The organism is Rhizobium sp. C1 (assembly GCF_021026335.1).
GTDB lineage: Bacteria > Pseudomonadota > Alphaproteobacteria > Rhizobiales > Rhizobiaceae > Ensifer_A.
Map to the genome: position 1 here is coordinate 100504 of NZ_JAJNCY010000003.1, position 15354 is coordinate 115857.

Annotated in this window: 15 protein-coding genes; all 15 read left to right on the forward strand. The window is 62.6% G+C overall.

Annotated features, from left to right (window positions below):
• Positions 1–6: 6 nt before the first annotated feature.
• The 15 genes from LQK83_RS08745 (at position 7) to LQK83_RS08815 (ending at position 15347) form a co-directional block, all read left to right on the forward strand.
• Positions 7–882 (forward strand): 5-oxoprolinase subunit B family protein, encoded by an 876-nt coding sequence (locus LQK83_RS08745; protein WP_230837015.1) that lies wholly within the window; start codon positions 7–9, stop codon positions 880–882.
• Complete coding sequence (locus LQK83_RS08750) at positions 872–1843, forward strand: biotin-dependent carboxyltransferase family protein (RefSeq protein ID WP_230837016.1); 972 nt, start codon at positions 872–874, stop codon at positions 1841–1843. Before LQK83_RS08745 ends, LQK83_RS08750 begins: the two co-directional genes overlap by 11 nt.
• 260 nt (positions 1844–2103) lie before the next feature.
• The gene (locus LQK83_RS08755) at positions 2104–2856 is read left to right on the forward strand and encodes an ABC transporter ATP-binding protein (RefSeq protein ID WP_230837017.1); all 753 of its coding nucleotides are present in this window, start codon (positions 2104–2106) and stop codon (positions 2854–2856) included.
• Positions 2853–3587, forward strand: coding sequence for an ABC transporter ATP-binding protein (locus LQK83_RS08760; protein WP_230837018.1), 735 nt, complete (start codon positions 2853–2855; stop codon positions 3585–3587). The genes LQK83_RS08755 and LQK83_RS08760 overlap by 4 nt, the downstream gene beginning before the upstream one ends.
• Before the next feature lies 1 nt (position 3588).
• Entirely contained in the window at positions 3589–4494 is a 906-nt protein-coding gene (locus LQK83_RS08765) for a branched-chain amino acid ABC transporter permease (RefSeq protein ID WP_230837019.1), read from the forward strand.
• A gap of 5 nt (positions 4495–4499) precedes the next feature.
• Positions 4500–5588, forward strand: a complete 1089-nt coding sequence (locus tag LQK83_RS08770) for a branched-chain amino acid ABC transporter permease (RefSeq protein ID WP_230837020.1) — start codon at positions 4500–4502, stop codon at positions 5586–5588.
• Positions 5589–5630: 42 nt separating this feature from the next.
• Complete coding sequence (locus LQK83_RS08775) at positions 5631–6827, forward strand: ABC transporter substrate-binding protein (RefSeq protein WP_230837021.1); 1197 nt, start codon at positions 5631–5633, stop codon at positions 6825–6827.
• Positions 6828–7096: 269 nt separating this feature from the next.
• Positions 7097–7711 carry an FMN reductase gene (gene msuE / locus LQK83_RS08780; RefSeq protein ID WP_230837022.1) on the forward strand — a complete coding sequence of 205 codons (615 nt, stop codon included), beginning with the start codon at positions 7097–7099 and terminating at the stop codon, positions 7709–7711.
• 29 nt (positions 7712–7740) lie between these two features.
• Positions 7741–8850, forward strand: coding sequence for a dimethylsulfone monooxygenase SfnG (gene sfnG / locus LQK83_RS08785; RefSeq protein ID WP_230837023.1), 1110 nt, complete (start codon positions 7741–7743; stop codon positions 8848–8850).
• A gap of 103 nt (positions 8851–8953) precedes the next feature.
• Positions 8954–9856 (forward strand): ABC transporter ATP-binding protein, encoded by a 903-nt coding sequence (locus tag LQK83_RS08790; protein ID WP_230837024.1) that lies wholly within the window; start codon positions 8954–8956, stop codon positions 9854–9856.
• Complete coding sequence (locus LQK83_RS08795) at positions 9856–10752, forward strand: branched-chain amino acid ABC transporter permease (protein ID WP_230837025.1); 897 nt, start codon at positions 9856–9858, stop codon at positions 10750–10752. Before LQK83_RS08790 ends, LQK83_RS08795 begins: the two co-directional genes overlap by 1 nt.
• A 6-nt stretch (positions 10753–10758) precedes the next feature.
• Positions 10759–11817 carry a branched-chain amino acid ABC transporter permease gene (locus tag LQK83_RS08800; protein WP_442966734.1) on the forward strand — a complete coding sequence of 353 codons (1059 nt, stop codon included), beginning with the start codon at positions 10759–10761 and terminating at the stop codon, positions 11815–11817.
• An 83-nt stretch (positions 11818–11900) separates the two neighbouring features.
• Positions 11901–13238, forward strand: a complete 1338-nt coding sequence (locus LQK83_RS08805; RefSeq protein WP_230837027.1) for an ABC transporter substrate-binding protein — start codon at positions 11901–11903, stop codon at positions 13236–13238.
• Between the two features lie 62 nt (positions 13239–13300).
• Positions 13301–14080: an ABC transporter ATP-binding protein gene (locus LQK83_RS08810; protein WP_230837028.1), complete on the forward strand. Its 780-nt coding sequence runs from the start codon at positions 13301–13303 to the stop codon at positions 14078–14080.
• Positions 14081–14099: 19 nt separating this feature from the next.
• Positions 14100–15347: an SfnB family sulfur acquisition oxidoreductase gene (locus LQK83_RS08815; protein ID WP_230837029.1), complete on the forward strand. Its 1248-nt coding sequence runs from the start codon at positions 14100–14102 to the stop codon at positions 15345–15347.
• Positions 15348–15354: the final 7 nt, after the last annotated feature.

Sequence of the window (15354 nt, forward strand, 5' to 3'; positions counted from 1 at the left end):
GAACGAATGTCGATACGTTTCAACTTCGGGGGTGACGAGCATATCTTCGGCGAAGTGTCCGAAGCGATGTCGCTGGACTCCTTCTTCATCGGCCTGTCGATGACGAACGCGGTGAAGGCCGCGAACATCAAGGGCGTCACCGAAATCTGCCCGGCGAATGCCAGCTTCCAGATCCGCTTCAACCCGGACCTCATCAAGCCGCAGGACCTGCTCAAGGAACTGCAGTCGATGGAAGATGCCGCGTCCAAGTCGGACTCGGTGCTGAAGACCCGCATCATCGAACTGCCCGTCTATTTCCAGGACCCGTGGACGCATGAAACCTGCATGCGTTTCCGCGAGCGCCACCAGGACCCGAACTCGACCGACCTCGAATATTCCGCCCGCATCAACGGCTTTGCGACGATCGACGATTTCATCGCGGCCTATTCCGGCCAGCCGTGGTTCGTCTCCATGGTTGGCTTCGTTGCCGGTCTGCCATTCCTCTACCAGATGGTCGAGCGTCAGAAGCAGATCCAGGCGCCGAAATACCTGCGCCCGCGCACGGATACGCCGAAGCTCACCATCGGTCACGGGGGCTGCTTTGCCGCGATCTATTCGGTGCGCGGTGCCGGCGGCTATCAGATGTATGGCGTGACGCCGGCTCCGATCTACGATCCCACCCGCAAGGTCCGCTACCTGACGGACGAGATGTGCCTGTTCAAGCCCGGCGACATAGTCAAGTTCAAGTCGGTCGGCCGCGACGAATACGACACGCTGCTGGAGGCCATCGACGCCAATACCTGGCAGCCGACGGTGCATGCGGCGGACTTCTCGCTGACGGAATTCAACAAGGACATGTCCGGCACCAATGCCAAGCTGATGGAGCTGATCAATGGCCGTTAAAGTCATCTCTCCCGGTCTCTCGACCTCTGTTCAGGACCTCGGCCGTCCCGGCTATTACCACCTCGGCATTCCGGAAGGCGGCGGCATGGACCGTTTCGCCACCCGCATCGCCAACCTGCTGGTCGGCAACGATCCGGGCGCCGCCCTGCTCGAGGCCACCTTCATGGGTCCGGAGCTGGAATTCATGCAGGATGCTGTCGTCGCCGTCACGGGCGGCGAGCTGCCCCCGAAGGTCAATGGCGAAGAACGCCCGACCTGGGAAAGCTTCCCCGTCAAGACGGGCGACCGGCTCTCTTTCGGCTATCTGAAGGGCGGCGCGCGCGCCTATATCGCGATTTCCGGCGGCATTGATGTTCCCGTCGTTCTCGGTTCGCGCACGACCTATGTGCTCGGCGCACTCGGCGGGTTTGAAGGCCGCGTCCTGAAGGCCGGCGACGAGTTGCCGATCGGCACAGGCGCCGGCACGTCCGGCAAGTCGCTGCCGGCCAATCTTCGCCGTCCGCAGGTCAGCCCCGCCGAACTGCGCATGCTGCCGGGCCTCTACTGGCACCGCATTACCGAGGCCGCCGGCAAGCGCTTCTTCGAGGATACCTGGAAGGTCGCACCTGAAGCTGACCGTATCGGCTATCGTTTCCGTGGCGGCGCGCCGCTGGAATTCGTCGAGCGCGAACAGCCCTTCGGCGCGGGCTCCGACCCGTCCAACATCGTCGATGCCTGCTATCCGTATGGCTCGATCCAGGTGCCGAGCGGCACCGAGCCGATCGTGCTGCATCGCGACGCCGTCTCGGGCGGCGGCTACATGATGGTGGGGGTCGTCATCTCGGCCGACATGGACCTGATCGCACAGCTGCAGCCGCATACGCCGGCGAAGTTCGCGCCGGTGACGCTCGATCAGGCGCTCGCCGCCCGTGCGGACAATGCCGCCCTCCAAGCGCGCGCCGAGGAATACCTCGCCGGTTGACGGCGGGGTAAACACAAGCTGGCCGGGGAGGCCGGCCCAAGGAAGGGAACCGCCGGCCAAAGCCGGTTCCGCCGCGCCCGATGACAAGATCGGTCGCGTGAAACGACAAGACGAAGCCGTCAAACGGCGAGATTTTGGCATTCCGAGCCCCGCAACAAGACGGAGCCGGAACCGAAAAGGGGAACACCGCGAAACCGAATTGCCGGACGATCCGGCCACGGCGACGCGTGCCTTCCCCTTCAAGACAGAAAGAAGGGGATATGAGTTATCTCAGTGCGGAAGACGTTTCCGTGGCGTTTGCGGGTCTCAAGGCCCTGTCTTCGGTCAACCTGAAGATCACGCCCGGCCATATCAGCGGTCTGATCGGTCCGAACGGGGCCGGCAAGACGACGCTTGTCAACGTGCTCACGGGTTTCCAGGCCCCGACCTCCGGCGCCGTCACGCTGGACGGCAAGGCATTGACTGGCCTCAAGCCGCACCAGGTCCGCCGCCGCGGCATTGCCCGCACCTTCCAGGGGGGCAGGCTTTTCCGTGATCTCCCGGTCATCGACAATCTGGAAGTCACCGGGGTTGGTCTCGGCATGAGCCGCCGCGCCGCGATTGCGGAAGCCGAAGCCATGCTCGACTGGATCGGCATTGCGCCGCTGGGGAATCGCCTTGCCGGCACGCTGCCCTATACGGATGAGCGCCGCGTCGCCATCGGCCGCGCGCTGATGGGCCGTCCTGCCTATATCCTGCTCGACGAGCCCGCCGCCGGCATGAGCGCACCGGAAGCCGCCGACCTTTCCGATCTCGTGCGCCGCGTCGCCAAGAGCCTCGGCATCGGCGTCCTGATCATCGAACACAATGTCGGTCTCGTGCTCGGCCTTTGCGACCACATCGTCGTGCTCGATTCCGGCGCCGTCATCGAGGAGGGCGACCCCGCCGCCATCCGCGACAGCGAGAAGGTGCGCCACGCCTATATGGGCACCGCCGCCGACACCGTGCGCGCCAATCTGGAGGTGATGGCATGACCCTGCTGAACCTCGTCGACATCTCCGTTCGCTATGGCCGACTGACGGCCGTGCGCGGCGTTTCGATCAACCTGAAAGAGGGCGAAGTCCTCTTCATCACCGGTCCGAACGGAGCGGGCAAGTCCTCTCTGCTGCGCGCCATCGCCGGCGTCACGCCCACCGCCGGCGGCCATGTCGAGTTCGACGGAGCCCAGATCACCGGCCGCACGCCGGAAGATATCGCCCGCCTCGGCTTCTCCATGGTGCCGGAGGGCCGCGAGGTCTTCGGCTCGCTCACCATCGAGGAAAACCTGATGGTCGGCGCGGGCATGCATTCCCGCACCCCAGGCTGGAAGGGGCAGACAGCCGCCGATCTGGACTCGGTCTACAACACCTTCCCGATCCTTAAAGAGCGCCGCAACCAGCAGGCCGGTCTTCTCTCCGGCGGCCAGCAGCAGATGCTCGTCATCGGCCGTGCGTTGATGGCGCGCCCGCGTCTGATCGCCATCGACGAACCCTCGCTCGGTCTCGCGCCCAACATCACCGACCAGGTCTATGAGCGGCTGATAGCCCTTCAGGCCGAGCGCAAGCTGACGCTTCTCATCGTCGAGCAGAGCTCGACCCGCGCCGTCATGGTCGGCGGCCGCATGATCCTCATGCGCTCCGGCCAGGTCGTGCTCGATGGCGATGCCCGCGAGCTCGGCAACAGCGAGGCCATGCAGGCCGCCTATTTCGGTTACGAGGACCACTGACATGCTCCAGATCGTCTTCGACGCCCTTTCCCTCGGTTCGCTCTACGCGCTTGGCGCGCTCGGCATCGCGCTGATCTTCGGCGTCATGCGGCTTGTCAACTTTGCGCATGGCGATGTCATCGCCTTTTCGATCTTCGCGCTGCTCTGGCCCTCGACGGATGCGATGGCGATCGTCTTTGCCGGCAACCTGCCGTGGTTCCTGCTGATCCCGTTCGTTCTGGCGGTCGGGGCAGGGCTTTCGGTTCTCTGCGAAATCGTCGTCTTCCGGCGCTTCCGCAACACCAATCCGGCGACGATGATGATCGCCTCCTTCGCGCTCGGCTTCGTCATCCGCTATTTCCTGTTGATGCTCTATTCGAGCCGGCCGAAATCGATCTCGCTTCTGCCGGTCCTGTCGCAGCCGGTCGAAATCCTCGGTGCGCGTCTGCCGCTTCTGCAGCTGATCACCATCATCGTCACCATCGCGATCCTCTTCGGTCTCGTCATCTTCCTGCGCCGTACCCGCTTCGGTCTGGAAATGCGCGCGGCAGCCGAGAACTTTTCGATGGCCCGGATGCTGGGTGTGCGCGCCAACCGCGTCATCATGGGGGCGTTTGCGCTCTCCGGTGCGCTGGCCGGTGCCATTGCTCTGATCTTCGGCATCCAGACCGGAACGGCCGACATCCAGATGGGTGCCGCCGTGATGCTCATGGCCTTCATCTCCACCGTCATCGGTGGTCTCGGCAGTCTGGCCGGCGCGGTTCTCGCTGGCTTCCTGCTCGGTGCGGCCTCGGTCGTCATGCAGGTCATCCTGCCGGTCGATGCGCGTCCCTTCCGTGACGCCTTCGTCTACGGTGCCGTCATCCTCGTCCTCCTGTTCCGCCCGCAGGGTCTCATTGCCGCCCGCGGCACGAAGGAAAGGGTCTGATCCCGATGTCCATCTCCACTCCCGCTACCGATCCGATCCTGAGCGCTGAGGCCATTGCCGCGCGCAAGCCTGGACCTTTCTCGCTCGCCGGCAAGTCGATCGTCACGCCGATCCTGCTGGTGCTGATCCTGCTCGCCATTGCGATCGTCACGATGATGATCGGCTCCAAGCCCTTCAACCAGGTGATCATCGACCTCTTCGTGCGCGTCATCCTCGTCGTCGGGCTCTATGTCTTCATCGGCAATTCCGGTGTCATGAGCTTTGGCCAGATCGGATTCACCTGCCTCGGCGCCTATGTCGCTGCCTGGCTGACGATCAACCCGGTCATGAAGAAGATGTCGCTGCCCGGCCTGCCCGACTTCATCCTCAAGACCAAGATGGAATACTGGCAGGCGGCCATTTTCGCGACGATCTTTGCCGCCATCGCCGCCCTGATCTTCGGGCGGATCCTGATGCGGCTCTCCGGCATTGCCGCCTCCATCGCCACCTTTGCCATGCTTGCCATGATCAACACGATCTATTCCAACTGGGATCGCGTGACAGGCGCAACGTCCTCGGTCGTCGGTATTCCGATCGTCCGCTCGATCTGGCCCTATTTCACGGCCGCCGCCATCGTGATCTTCATCGCCTGGCTGCATGCGATCTCCCGCGCAGGCCTCGCACTTCGCGCCGCCCGTGACGAGCCGACGGCAGCTGCCGCCTCCGGTATCGATATCCCGAAGCAGAGGCTCATTGCCTTCGTCATCTCCGGCGCCATCATGGGGGCAGGCGGTGCACTCACCGCCCATTCCATCGGCGTTGTCACGCCGGACAACTTCTATCTCAGCCTCACCTTCGTGACGCTGTCCATGCTCGTCGTCGGCGGCATGGGAAGCCTCACCGGCAGCGTGCTCGGCGTCGTCATCCTGTCGGCGCTGATCCAGGGGCTTCGCTTCCTCGAGGCGGGCGTGCCCGTCGGCGGATCCATGCTGGCGCTGCCCAAAGGGCTCCAGGAGATCGCGCTCGGCATCATCATGATCGTCATTCTCGTGCTTCGCCCTTCAGGCCTGTTCGGCAATCGCGAGCTCACCCTCAACCGCAACCGTAGTGAATGACCGCCGGGGACAATCTCGTCGGTACCAAACAAGGAGACGTCGATGAAAATGAAACTGACACTTCTGACTGCAGCGGCTTTCACGGCCGTCTCGGCCGTGTTCCCGGCGTTTGCCGCCGATGACAAGATCGTGGTGGGTTTTGCGACGGCCCAGTCGGGCTTCATGCAGGCCTATGACCAGCCGGCCGCCGACGCCGCCATGATCCGTATCGACGAGATCAACAAGGCCGGAGGTCTTCTCGGCAAGAAGATCGAGGTCGTGAAGGCCGACACCAAGTCCGACCGTGCCGAAGGCGCGAAGGCTGGTCTCTCGGTTCTCGATCAGGGCGCTGACCTCGTCGTGGTGTCCTGCGACTACGACTTCGGCTCGCCGGCAGCGCTTGCCGCCGAGGCTGCCGGCAAGATCTCGTTCTTCCTCTGCGCCGAATCCGTCAAGGCCGGCATCCAGGGCGTCGGCCCGCACAGCTTCTCTGCTTCGGTTCTCGCTCCCGTTCAGGGCGCCACCATGGCCGAATGGGCGTTCAAGAAGAAGAACGCCAAGACCTTCTATCGCCTGCTCGATACCTGGACGGAATATAACAAGGGCATCTGCGATGGCTTCGACTGGATGATGCCGAAGCTGGAAGCCCAGGGTGCCAAGCTCGTCGGCAAGGATACGTTCAAGAACGACGACGCCTCGATTGCCGCCCAGATCACCCGCATCAAGGCGCTGCCGAAGGAGCCGGATGCGATCATGCTCTGCACGATGATGCCTGGCGCCGTTTCGGCTATCAAGCAGATCCGCGCCGCCGGCATCAACTCGATGATCCTCAATGGCTCGGGCGTCGACGGCAGCTACTGGCTCTCCGCCGTTCCGGACCTGTCGAACTTCTTCGTTCCGGTCCAGGGCTCCATCTATGGCGACGACCCGAACCCGGATGTGCAGAAGTTCAATGCCGCCTACAAGGCCAAGACCGGCCAGGACCCGTCCTCGCAATATGTCTATCCGGGCTATGTCATGATCGACGTCTGGGCCAAGGCTGTCGAGCGCGCCAAGTCTACGGATGCAGACAAGGTCGTTGCCGAACTTGAAAAGATGAAGGGCGAGCCGACCCTCTTCGGGCCGCGAACCTTCACCAGCGAACTGCACCACCAGAATACGGCGAAGTACCTGATCGCCGAAACCACCAAGGGCAAGCCGCACATTGTCGATAGCTGGACAATCTCCGAGCCGATCCCGCTCGACGCCCTGATGAAGTAAGCGTCCCGAAAATCCGAATCCTTGGCCGGCCTGCGAAAGCAGGCCGGTTTTTCTTTTTGCGCCTTTGAAAAGAAAAGCCTTTTCGGGGCGTCCGGTTTTCTGGCCGGCTTGCGGCCCGGCTGGTGCCACGCGTGCTGCCGAATTTCTCTCTCCCTGGCACGTCTGCGCCGATAAAATCCTCCTCCGGACGCGGGGGAATTTGGAATGGACAGACACGGCCCCTATTATCTAGCTTGTTTATAGACGAAATAAGAATTCAGGAGAGTTTGATGTCCGGTCCCGCTATCGTGGGTTTTGCAGGCAGCGCCAGCATCCCGTCCAAGACCAGGCTTCTGGTCGAGAAGATCGTTTCCAGCGCTGCGGATCGTTTCGACGAGACCTCGGAGGTCTATGACATTCTCGATTTTGCGGCTTCGCTCGGCACGGCCCGCAAGATTGACGATCTCGACGTCAAGGCGCGGGTGGCGCTGGATGCCATCTTGAACGCCAGGGCTCTGGTCATCGCGACTCCGGTTTACAAGGGAAGCTATCCGGGGCTCTTCAAGCACCTGATCGATCTTCTCGATCCCTCTGCGCTCACGGGCAAGCCGATCCTGCTGGCTGCCACCGGTGGCGGCGAAAAGCATGCGCTGGTCATCGAGCATCAGCTGCGGCCGCTCTTCGCCTTCTTCGAGGCACAGACGCTGGCCACCGGCGTCTATGCCAGCGACCGCGATTTTGAAGACGGCGTTTTAAGGAACCCGCTTGTCCTCGATCGTATCGAACGGGCCGTTGGCCATTTCGGCCCGCTGATCGGTGCCGCACGGGATGGTGACGTCAGGGCCGCCGTCAGCACGCTCAAGCAGGTGTGGCCGGCCGCCGAAGCTGCCGCCGCAAGCCGTTGAACATTCCCATTCACCAGGAGGAACTGATCATGTCGCATCTCAACAATGAACCGCTCTCTTTCGCCTATTGGGTCCCCAATGTCTCCGGTGGGCTCGTGATCAGCTCTGTCGAGCAGCGTACCGGCTGGGACGTGGAGTATAACCGCAAGCTCGCGCAGATCGCCGAGCGCTCCGGCTTCGACTACGCGCTGAGCCAGATCCGCTTCACGGCCGGCTACGGCGCCGACAACCAGCATGAATCGGTTGCCTTCTCGCATGCCCTTCTGGCGGCAACCGAGAAGCTGCGCGTGATTGCGGCGGTCTTGCCCGGTCCGTGGAACCCGGCGCTGCTGGCCAAGCAGGTCTCGACCATCAGCCACATCACCAATGGCCGCATCGACGTCAACATCGTCTCCGGCTGGTTCCGGGGCGAATTCGCGGCCATCGGCGAACTCTGGCTCGACCACGACGAACGCTACCGCCGCTCCGAGGAGTTCATTCGCGCCATTCGCGGCATCTGGACCGAGGACAGCTACACGCTGCGTGGCGACTTCTATCGCTTCAACGAATATTCCATGAAGCCGAAGCCGATCGGCGGGACACCACAGGTTTTCCAGGGCGGATCGTCGCGCGCCGCGCGCGACATGGCGGCCCGCGTGTCCGACTGGTATTTCACCAATGGCAACACGCCGGAAGGCCTGCAGAAGCAGGTTGACGACATCCGCGCCAAGGAGTTGCAGTTCGGCAAGGGCTGGAAAACCAAGATCGGCATCAACGCCTTCGCCATCGTTCGCGAAACGGAAGAGGAGGCCAAGGCGGTCCTGAAGGACATTATCGACAACGCGATCCCCGATGCAGTCAAGGGCTTCCATCATGAGGTCCAAAACGCCGGCAACTCCTCGCCGGAGCGCGAGGGGAACTGGGCGAAATCGACCTTCGAGGACCTGGTCCAGTATAATGACGGCTTCCGATCGAACCTGATCGGCACGCCGCGGCAGGTCGCGGAACGCATCATTGAGCTCAAGCGCTCGGGCGCGGATCTGATCCTTCTCGGCTTCCTGCATTTCCAGGAGGAAGTCGAATATTTCGGGAAGCATGTCATCCCGCTCGTGCGCGAGCTGGAAGCACAGGAAGCCGGCGCGCGCGTCGCCGCCGAGTAATCCCGTCACGCAACTCTCCACGACCTGACTGGCTCCCTTTTGACGGGGGAGCCGGAACGGGAGCGGCTTGCCGCAGCACGTTCTTTCACCCGGGGATATGATCATGGACCGCAAATTCGCCTATGACACGATGGGGCTCGATCTTCGCGAAAATCTCGATATCGGCGCGGCCCTGACCTCCGTCCTCGGGCGGCAGGAGGCACAGGCATCTGGAGCAAACGGCGCGATCCTCGAACTGAACGACGTTTCGTTGTCCTTTGGTGGCATCAGCGCCTTGCGCAATGTCGATCTTTCCGTGCGTCGCGGCGAAATCCGCTCCATCATCGGCCCGAACGGGGCAGGAAAGAGTTCGTTGATCAATATCGTCAGCGGCGTCTATGAGCCCACGAACGGCACGGTTCGCCTGCAAGGTCGGGCCTATCGGGCCATTGCTGCCACGCGCCTTGCGCAATTGCGGGTTGCCCGCACCTTCCAGAACCTTGCGCTCTTCAAGGGGCTGACGGTGACGGAAAATATTGTCAGCGGTCTTGCCTTCAAGCGTCGCGCCGCCTTCGTCACACAGGCGCTCGGCCTGCCCTGGGCGCGGCGCGAGGAGAGGGAAAGCCGCGAACGGGCGCTTGAGGTGCTACGGTTTCTGGACATCGAAGCCTATGCCGATCGTCTTGCCGGTTCGCTACCCTACGGCATCCAGAAGCGGATCGAACTCGGGCGCGCCATCGTCGCCGAACCTGAGCTGCTGCTGCTTGATGAGCCAATGGCGGGCATGACGGTGGCGGAAAAGCAGGCCATGGCCGCCTTCGTGCGTGCCGTCAACGACACCTTCGGCACGACCATCGTCCTCATTGAGCATGACGTGGCCGTTGTCATGGACCTCTCCGACCGTATCGCCGTTCTCGATCACGGCGTGAAGATCGCCGACGGGACCCCGGACCAGGTGCGCAACGATCCCGCGGTCATCGACGCCTATATCGGCGCGGTGCATGACGAACCGGCGGAGGTTGCGTGATGCAGGGCTTCGATTATCTCTTCTTTCTGGAAGTGCTGACAGGCGGGCTGCTCTCGGGCGTGATGTATTCGCTCGTCGCAATCGGCTTTGTGCTGATCTACAAGACGTCAGGCGTTCTCAATTTTGCGCAAGGCGCGATGCTGCTCTTCGCGGCGCTGACCTTCGTGAGCCTCGTCGAGCGCGGCTGGTCCTATCCGGCAGCTTTCGCGGCAACTCTGGCGCTGATGTTCCTGATCGGCGTGACGGTGGAACGCACCGTGCTTCGCCCGCTGGTGAACAAGCCGCCGATCACGCTCTTCATGGCGACGCTCGGTCTGTCCTATATCATCGAGGGGCTGGCGCAGCTTCTCTGGGGCACACAGGTGCATGAACTCGATCTCGGGATTCAGGATGTGCCTCTGGAGCTAAGCGGTGTTCTCATCTCGCGCTTCGATCTCTTCGCCGCCGCCGTGGCTGGCCTGCTTGTCGCCGCGCTGGCGCTCTTCTTCCGCTATACCCGCACCGGTCTCGCCTTCCGGGCGGTTGCGGATGATCAGTTCGCGGCCCTTGCCGTGGGGCTGCGTCTGCCGCGCATATGGGCGACTGTCTGGGCGGCCTCGGGTCTGATCGCGCTGGTCGCGGGGCTTCTCTGGGGTGCGCGCAGCGGTGTGCAGTTCTCGCTCTCGCTCGTGGTGCTCAAGGCCTTCCCGGTTCTTGTGCTTGGCGGCTTCGATTCCATTGCCGGCGCCATTGTCGGCGGACTTGTGGTCGGGGCCGGGGAGAAGCTGGCGGAAGTCTATTTCGGCGAATATCTCGGCGGCGGCATCGAAAGCTGGTTCGCCTATGTGCTCGCGCTGGTTTTCCTGCTTGTCCGTCCGTCCGGATTTTTTGGTCAGAAGCTGGTGGAAAGGGTTTGATCCATGGTGGCTGATATCGTTTCCACGCCCGTTCCCCGTGAAGCCAGGATATCGTTCGAGCGGCATGGCTGGCTGGTGGTGACCCTTGTGGTGGCTTTCGTGGCGATCCCGCTCTTCGGCAGCACCTACTTCCTCGAAGCGCTGATGCTGCCCTTTCTGGCGCTGAGCCTTGCCGGCGTCGGTCTCAACCTGTTGGCCGGCTATGCCGGGCAGGTGTCTCTCGGCAGCGCGGCATTTCTGGCGATCGGTGCCTTTGCGGCCTTCAACCTCAATCTCCGGATCGGCGGCCTGCCGATCGCGCTCAATATCGTCCTGTCGGGGCTGATCGCCGCGGCCGTCGGCATCGTCTTCGGCCTGCCGAGCCTGCGGCTGAAGGGCTTCTATCTGGCGGTGTCGACGCTTGCCACGCAGTTTTTCACCCAATGGGCGCTGACCAATTTCGGCTGGTTCTCCAACTACAATTCCTCAGGTGTCATCGACGCGCCGAAACTGCATGCCTTCGGGCTCGATTTCATCACCCCGGTCGGGCGCTACTATTTCACGCTGACGGTGGTGGCGGTTCTGACACTGCTGGCCTGGCGCGTCGCGACTTCGCAGACGGGTCGCAATTTTATCGCCGTTCGCGATAATGAAACGGCGGCGCGGGTCATCGGCATTCCCGTCTTCACGACGAAGCTGATCGCCTTCGGCCTGTCATCCTTCCTGATCGGGGCTGCCGGCGTTCTCTGGGCCTTTGCCTATCTGCGCACCGTTGAGCCGGCCGGGTTCAATCTGGACCGGTCCTTCCAGATCCTCTTCATCGTGATCATCGGCGGGCTTGCCACAATCCGCGGGGCATTCCTGGGGGCCGCGCTCATCGTCACGGCGCCTGTCATCCTGTCCCGCCTCGGCGGGTGGCTGTTGGGCGATGTCTTTGACTCCGGCGTCCTTGAAATGAGCCAGCGCGTACTGCTCGGCGCCCTGATCATCGCCTTCCTCATCCTGGAGCCGGATGGCCTCGCGGCGCTGACGGCGCGGATCTGGAGCAAAATCCGAGTCCGGCTGGGATTTGCCGGCGCGCCATAAAACAAGAACCGCAACCAAAACCGAAACCTGAAACAAACAGGGCCGGAGCGCCATCGCGCCGGTCAACGCTAGGAGAGTGTCTTATGAAAGCCTGGAAGAACCTGCTCGGAGCCACCGCTGCAGCGCTTGCCATCACCTTTGCCGTCGCACCGCACGCGGCGCGCGCCGACGAACAGTATTTCCCGCTGCAAAGCTACCGGGTCGGTCCCTATGCCGCCGGCGGCACGGGCTTCTTCGGCGGCTTTATCGACTATCTCAACCTCATCAACACCCGCGATGGCGGCGTCAACGGCGTCAAGCTCACCTGGGACGAATGCGAGACGCAATATGAGGTCGAGCGCGGCGTCGAGTGCTACGAGCGCCAGAAGAGCCATCCGAATTTGGCGGCTTGGAACCCGCTTTCGGTCGGCATCGCCTATGCCATGATCGATCGCATCACGGCGGACAAGACCCCGCTCATCACCATCAACCACGGCCGCACCGACTCCACCGATGGTCGCGTTTTCCCTTACGTCTTCCCGCTGCTGCTCAACCCCTATAGCGAGACGTCCGGCATCGTGAACTACATCGCCTCCAAGGAGGGCGGGCTGGACAAGCTGAAGGGCAAGAAGATCGTCGTGCTCTATCACGGCTCGCCCTATGGCCGCGAAACCATTCCGATCTATGATCTTCTGGCTCAGAAATACGGCTTCACCGTGCAGCAGATCGAAGTGCCGCATCCGGGCAACGAACAGCAGGCGCAATGGCTGACGATCCGTCGCGCCAAACCCGATTTTGTCGTACTGCGCGGCTGGGGCGTCATGAACCCGGTGGCGCTCAAGACGGCGGCGAAGGTTGGTTTCCCGGCCTCGAAGATCATCGGCAATGTCTGGTCGAACTCGGAAGAGGACGTGATCCCCGCCGGTGAGGCCGCTGTCGGCTACACCGCGATCACCACGCAGGCCTCCGGTAACAGCTATCCGGTCGTGCAGGAGATCATCAAGGCGCTCTATGACAAGGGCAAGGGCAATCTGGAAGACAAGAACCGCATCGGGTCCGTCTACCACAATCTCGGCATCGTCAACGGCATCCTGAATGTCGAGGCGATCCGCATCGCCCAGGAGAAGTTCGGTCATCGCACCCTGACCGGCGACGAGGTTCGCTGGGGCTTCGAACATCTGAAACTCGATGAAGCCAAGGTTGAAAAACTGGGCGCCAAGGGGCTCTTCCACTCCATCAACGTCACCTGGGACAACCACGAAGGTGATGGCTATGTGACCTTCCAGCAATGGGACGGCAAGAAGTGGAATGTCGTCTCCGACTGGATCGCGCCGGACTGGAAGCTGCTGCGCCCGATCATCGAGAAGTCCTCCGAGGCCTATGCCAAGGAAAAGGGCATCACAATCCGCACCTCCGGCGACGCTGAGAAACTGTCGAACTGAACCGCTGCGCCGGGCGGTTCGCGCCGCCCGGCCTTTTCCAAACCTGATCGGAGGCTCTTTGCATGAGCGAGCACGATATCCTGCTTGACGTGTCCGATGTGGCGGCCGTCTACAACCATTCGATCCGCGCACTGAACGGAGTCAGCTTCCAGGTTCGCGCCGGCGAAATCTTCGCGCTTGTCGGGGCGAATGGAGCGGGCAAGACGACGCTGCTGAAAGCCGTGTCCAATCTGCTTTCCGCCGAGCGCGGACGTCTGACCGGCGGCGCCATCCGTTTTGCCGGCCGCAGCGTCTTCGAGCGCAACCCCGCCGACCTGGTGCGGGATGGGTTGGCGCAGGTTCTGGAAGGGCGGCATTGCTTCCGCAGTCTGACGGTCGAGGAGAATCTGGTGACGGGCGGGCTTGGTCGTTCGCTGCGCCGGCATGACGTGGCGGCGGGCATCGACCTTGTCTACCACCTTTTCCCGCGGCTGAAGGAGCGCCGTCATTCGCTGGCCGGACTGATCTCCGGCGGCGAGCAGCAGATGACGGCCATCGGCCGGGCGCTTCTGTCGCGACCGAAATTGCTCGTGCTGGACGAGCCTTCGATGGGGCTCGCGCCGCTTGTCGTGCGCGACATTTTCGAGGCGCTGGCGCGCCTCAACCGTGAAGAGGGCCTGACCATTCTGCTCGCCGAGCAGAATTCAAGGATTGCCCTCAACTATGCAGACCGCGCCGCCGTTCTCGAAAACGGCGCCACGGTTCTGACGGCGTCTGCCGGCGAACTCAGCCGGAATGACGCACTAGCAGCCTTCTATCTGGGCGGTTCGACCCAGCCGGCTGCCGCATCCACCCTCAACTGACCAGAGAAAGGAAACGTCCATGAATATTGCAGTGAAACCGGTTCAGGAAAACCGCACACCTGTTCCCGCCGTGACGAAGCCTTCCGCGCCGGCGCATGTCATCAGATCGGATGCGGAAGCCATCGAGGTGGCGACGCGGCTCGCCGCCGAATTCGCCAAGGGCGCGGCCGACCGCGACCGCAACCGCATCTGGCCGGCCGTCGAACTCGATGCCTTCTCGCAAAGCGGCCTCTGGTCGATCAACGTGCCGAAGAAATTCGGCGGGCCGGAAGTCTCCTATGCTACCCTGGCCAGGGTGGTCGAAATTATCTCGGAAGCAGACTCCTCCATCGGCCAGGTGTCACAGAACCATCTCGGCGTCGTAGCCGCCATCCGCACAGTGTCGGATGAGGCGCAGCAGAAGCTGCTCTTTGACGAAGTGCTTGCCGGCACACGCTTCGGCAATGCCTTCTCGGAATTCGGTTCCAAGCGCGCCGCCGACTTCGAGACGAAGTTTACCGATCATGGTGATCATGTCATCGTCAACGGCCAGAAGTTCTATTCGTCCGGCGCATTGCTGGCTCACAAGGTTCCGATCGTGGCGCTCGATGACCAGGGCCGCGCATGGTACGCCATTGCCGACCGCGATGCGCCGGGTCTGACGGTCTATGACGACTGGTCGAGCTTCGGGCAGAAGACGACGCTCTCCGGCACGGTGATCCTCAAGGACGTCAAGGTGCCGAAGACGCATGTCGTGCCGGGCTACAAGGGCTATGAGACACCCTCGGCCGACGGGGCGATCTTCCAGATCATCCAGGTGGCGGTCGATACCGGCATTGCCTCCGCCGCGATCAAGGAAACGATCGATTTCGTGCGCACCAAATCGCGCGCCTGGGTGGATTCCGGTCTCGACCATGCTTACGACGATCCCTACACGATCCAGGCAATCGGCAGCCTCCAGCTTCGCCTTCACGCGGCGCAGGCGCTTCTCGAAAAGGCCGGCCTTGCCATCGACAGGGCAATTGCCGAGCGGAATGCCGAAACGGTGGCGCATGCCCAGATCGTGACGGCTGAAGCTAAGATCCTCTCGACCGAGATCGCCATCGAGGCGACGAACAAGCTGTTCGAGCTGGCAGGCACCCGCTCCACGCTGGCCGAGCACAATCTGGACCGACATTGGCGCAATGCGCGCGTCCACACGCTGCATGATCCGGTCCGGTGGAAATATTCGATCCTCGGCAAATACTTCCTCAATGGCGAAAAGCCGCCATTCCATGCCTGGAGCTGATTGTATC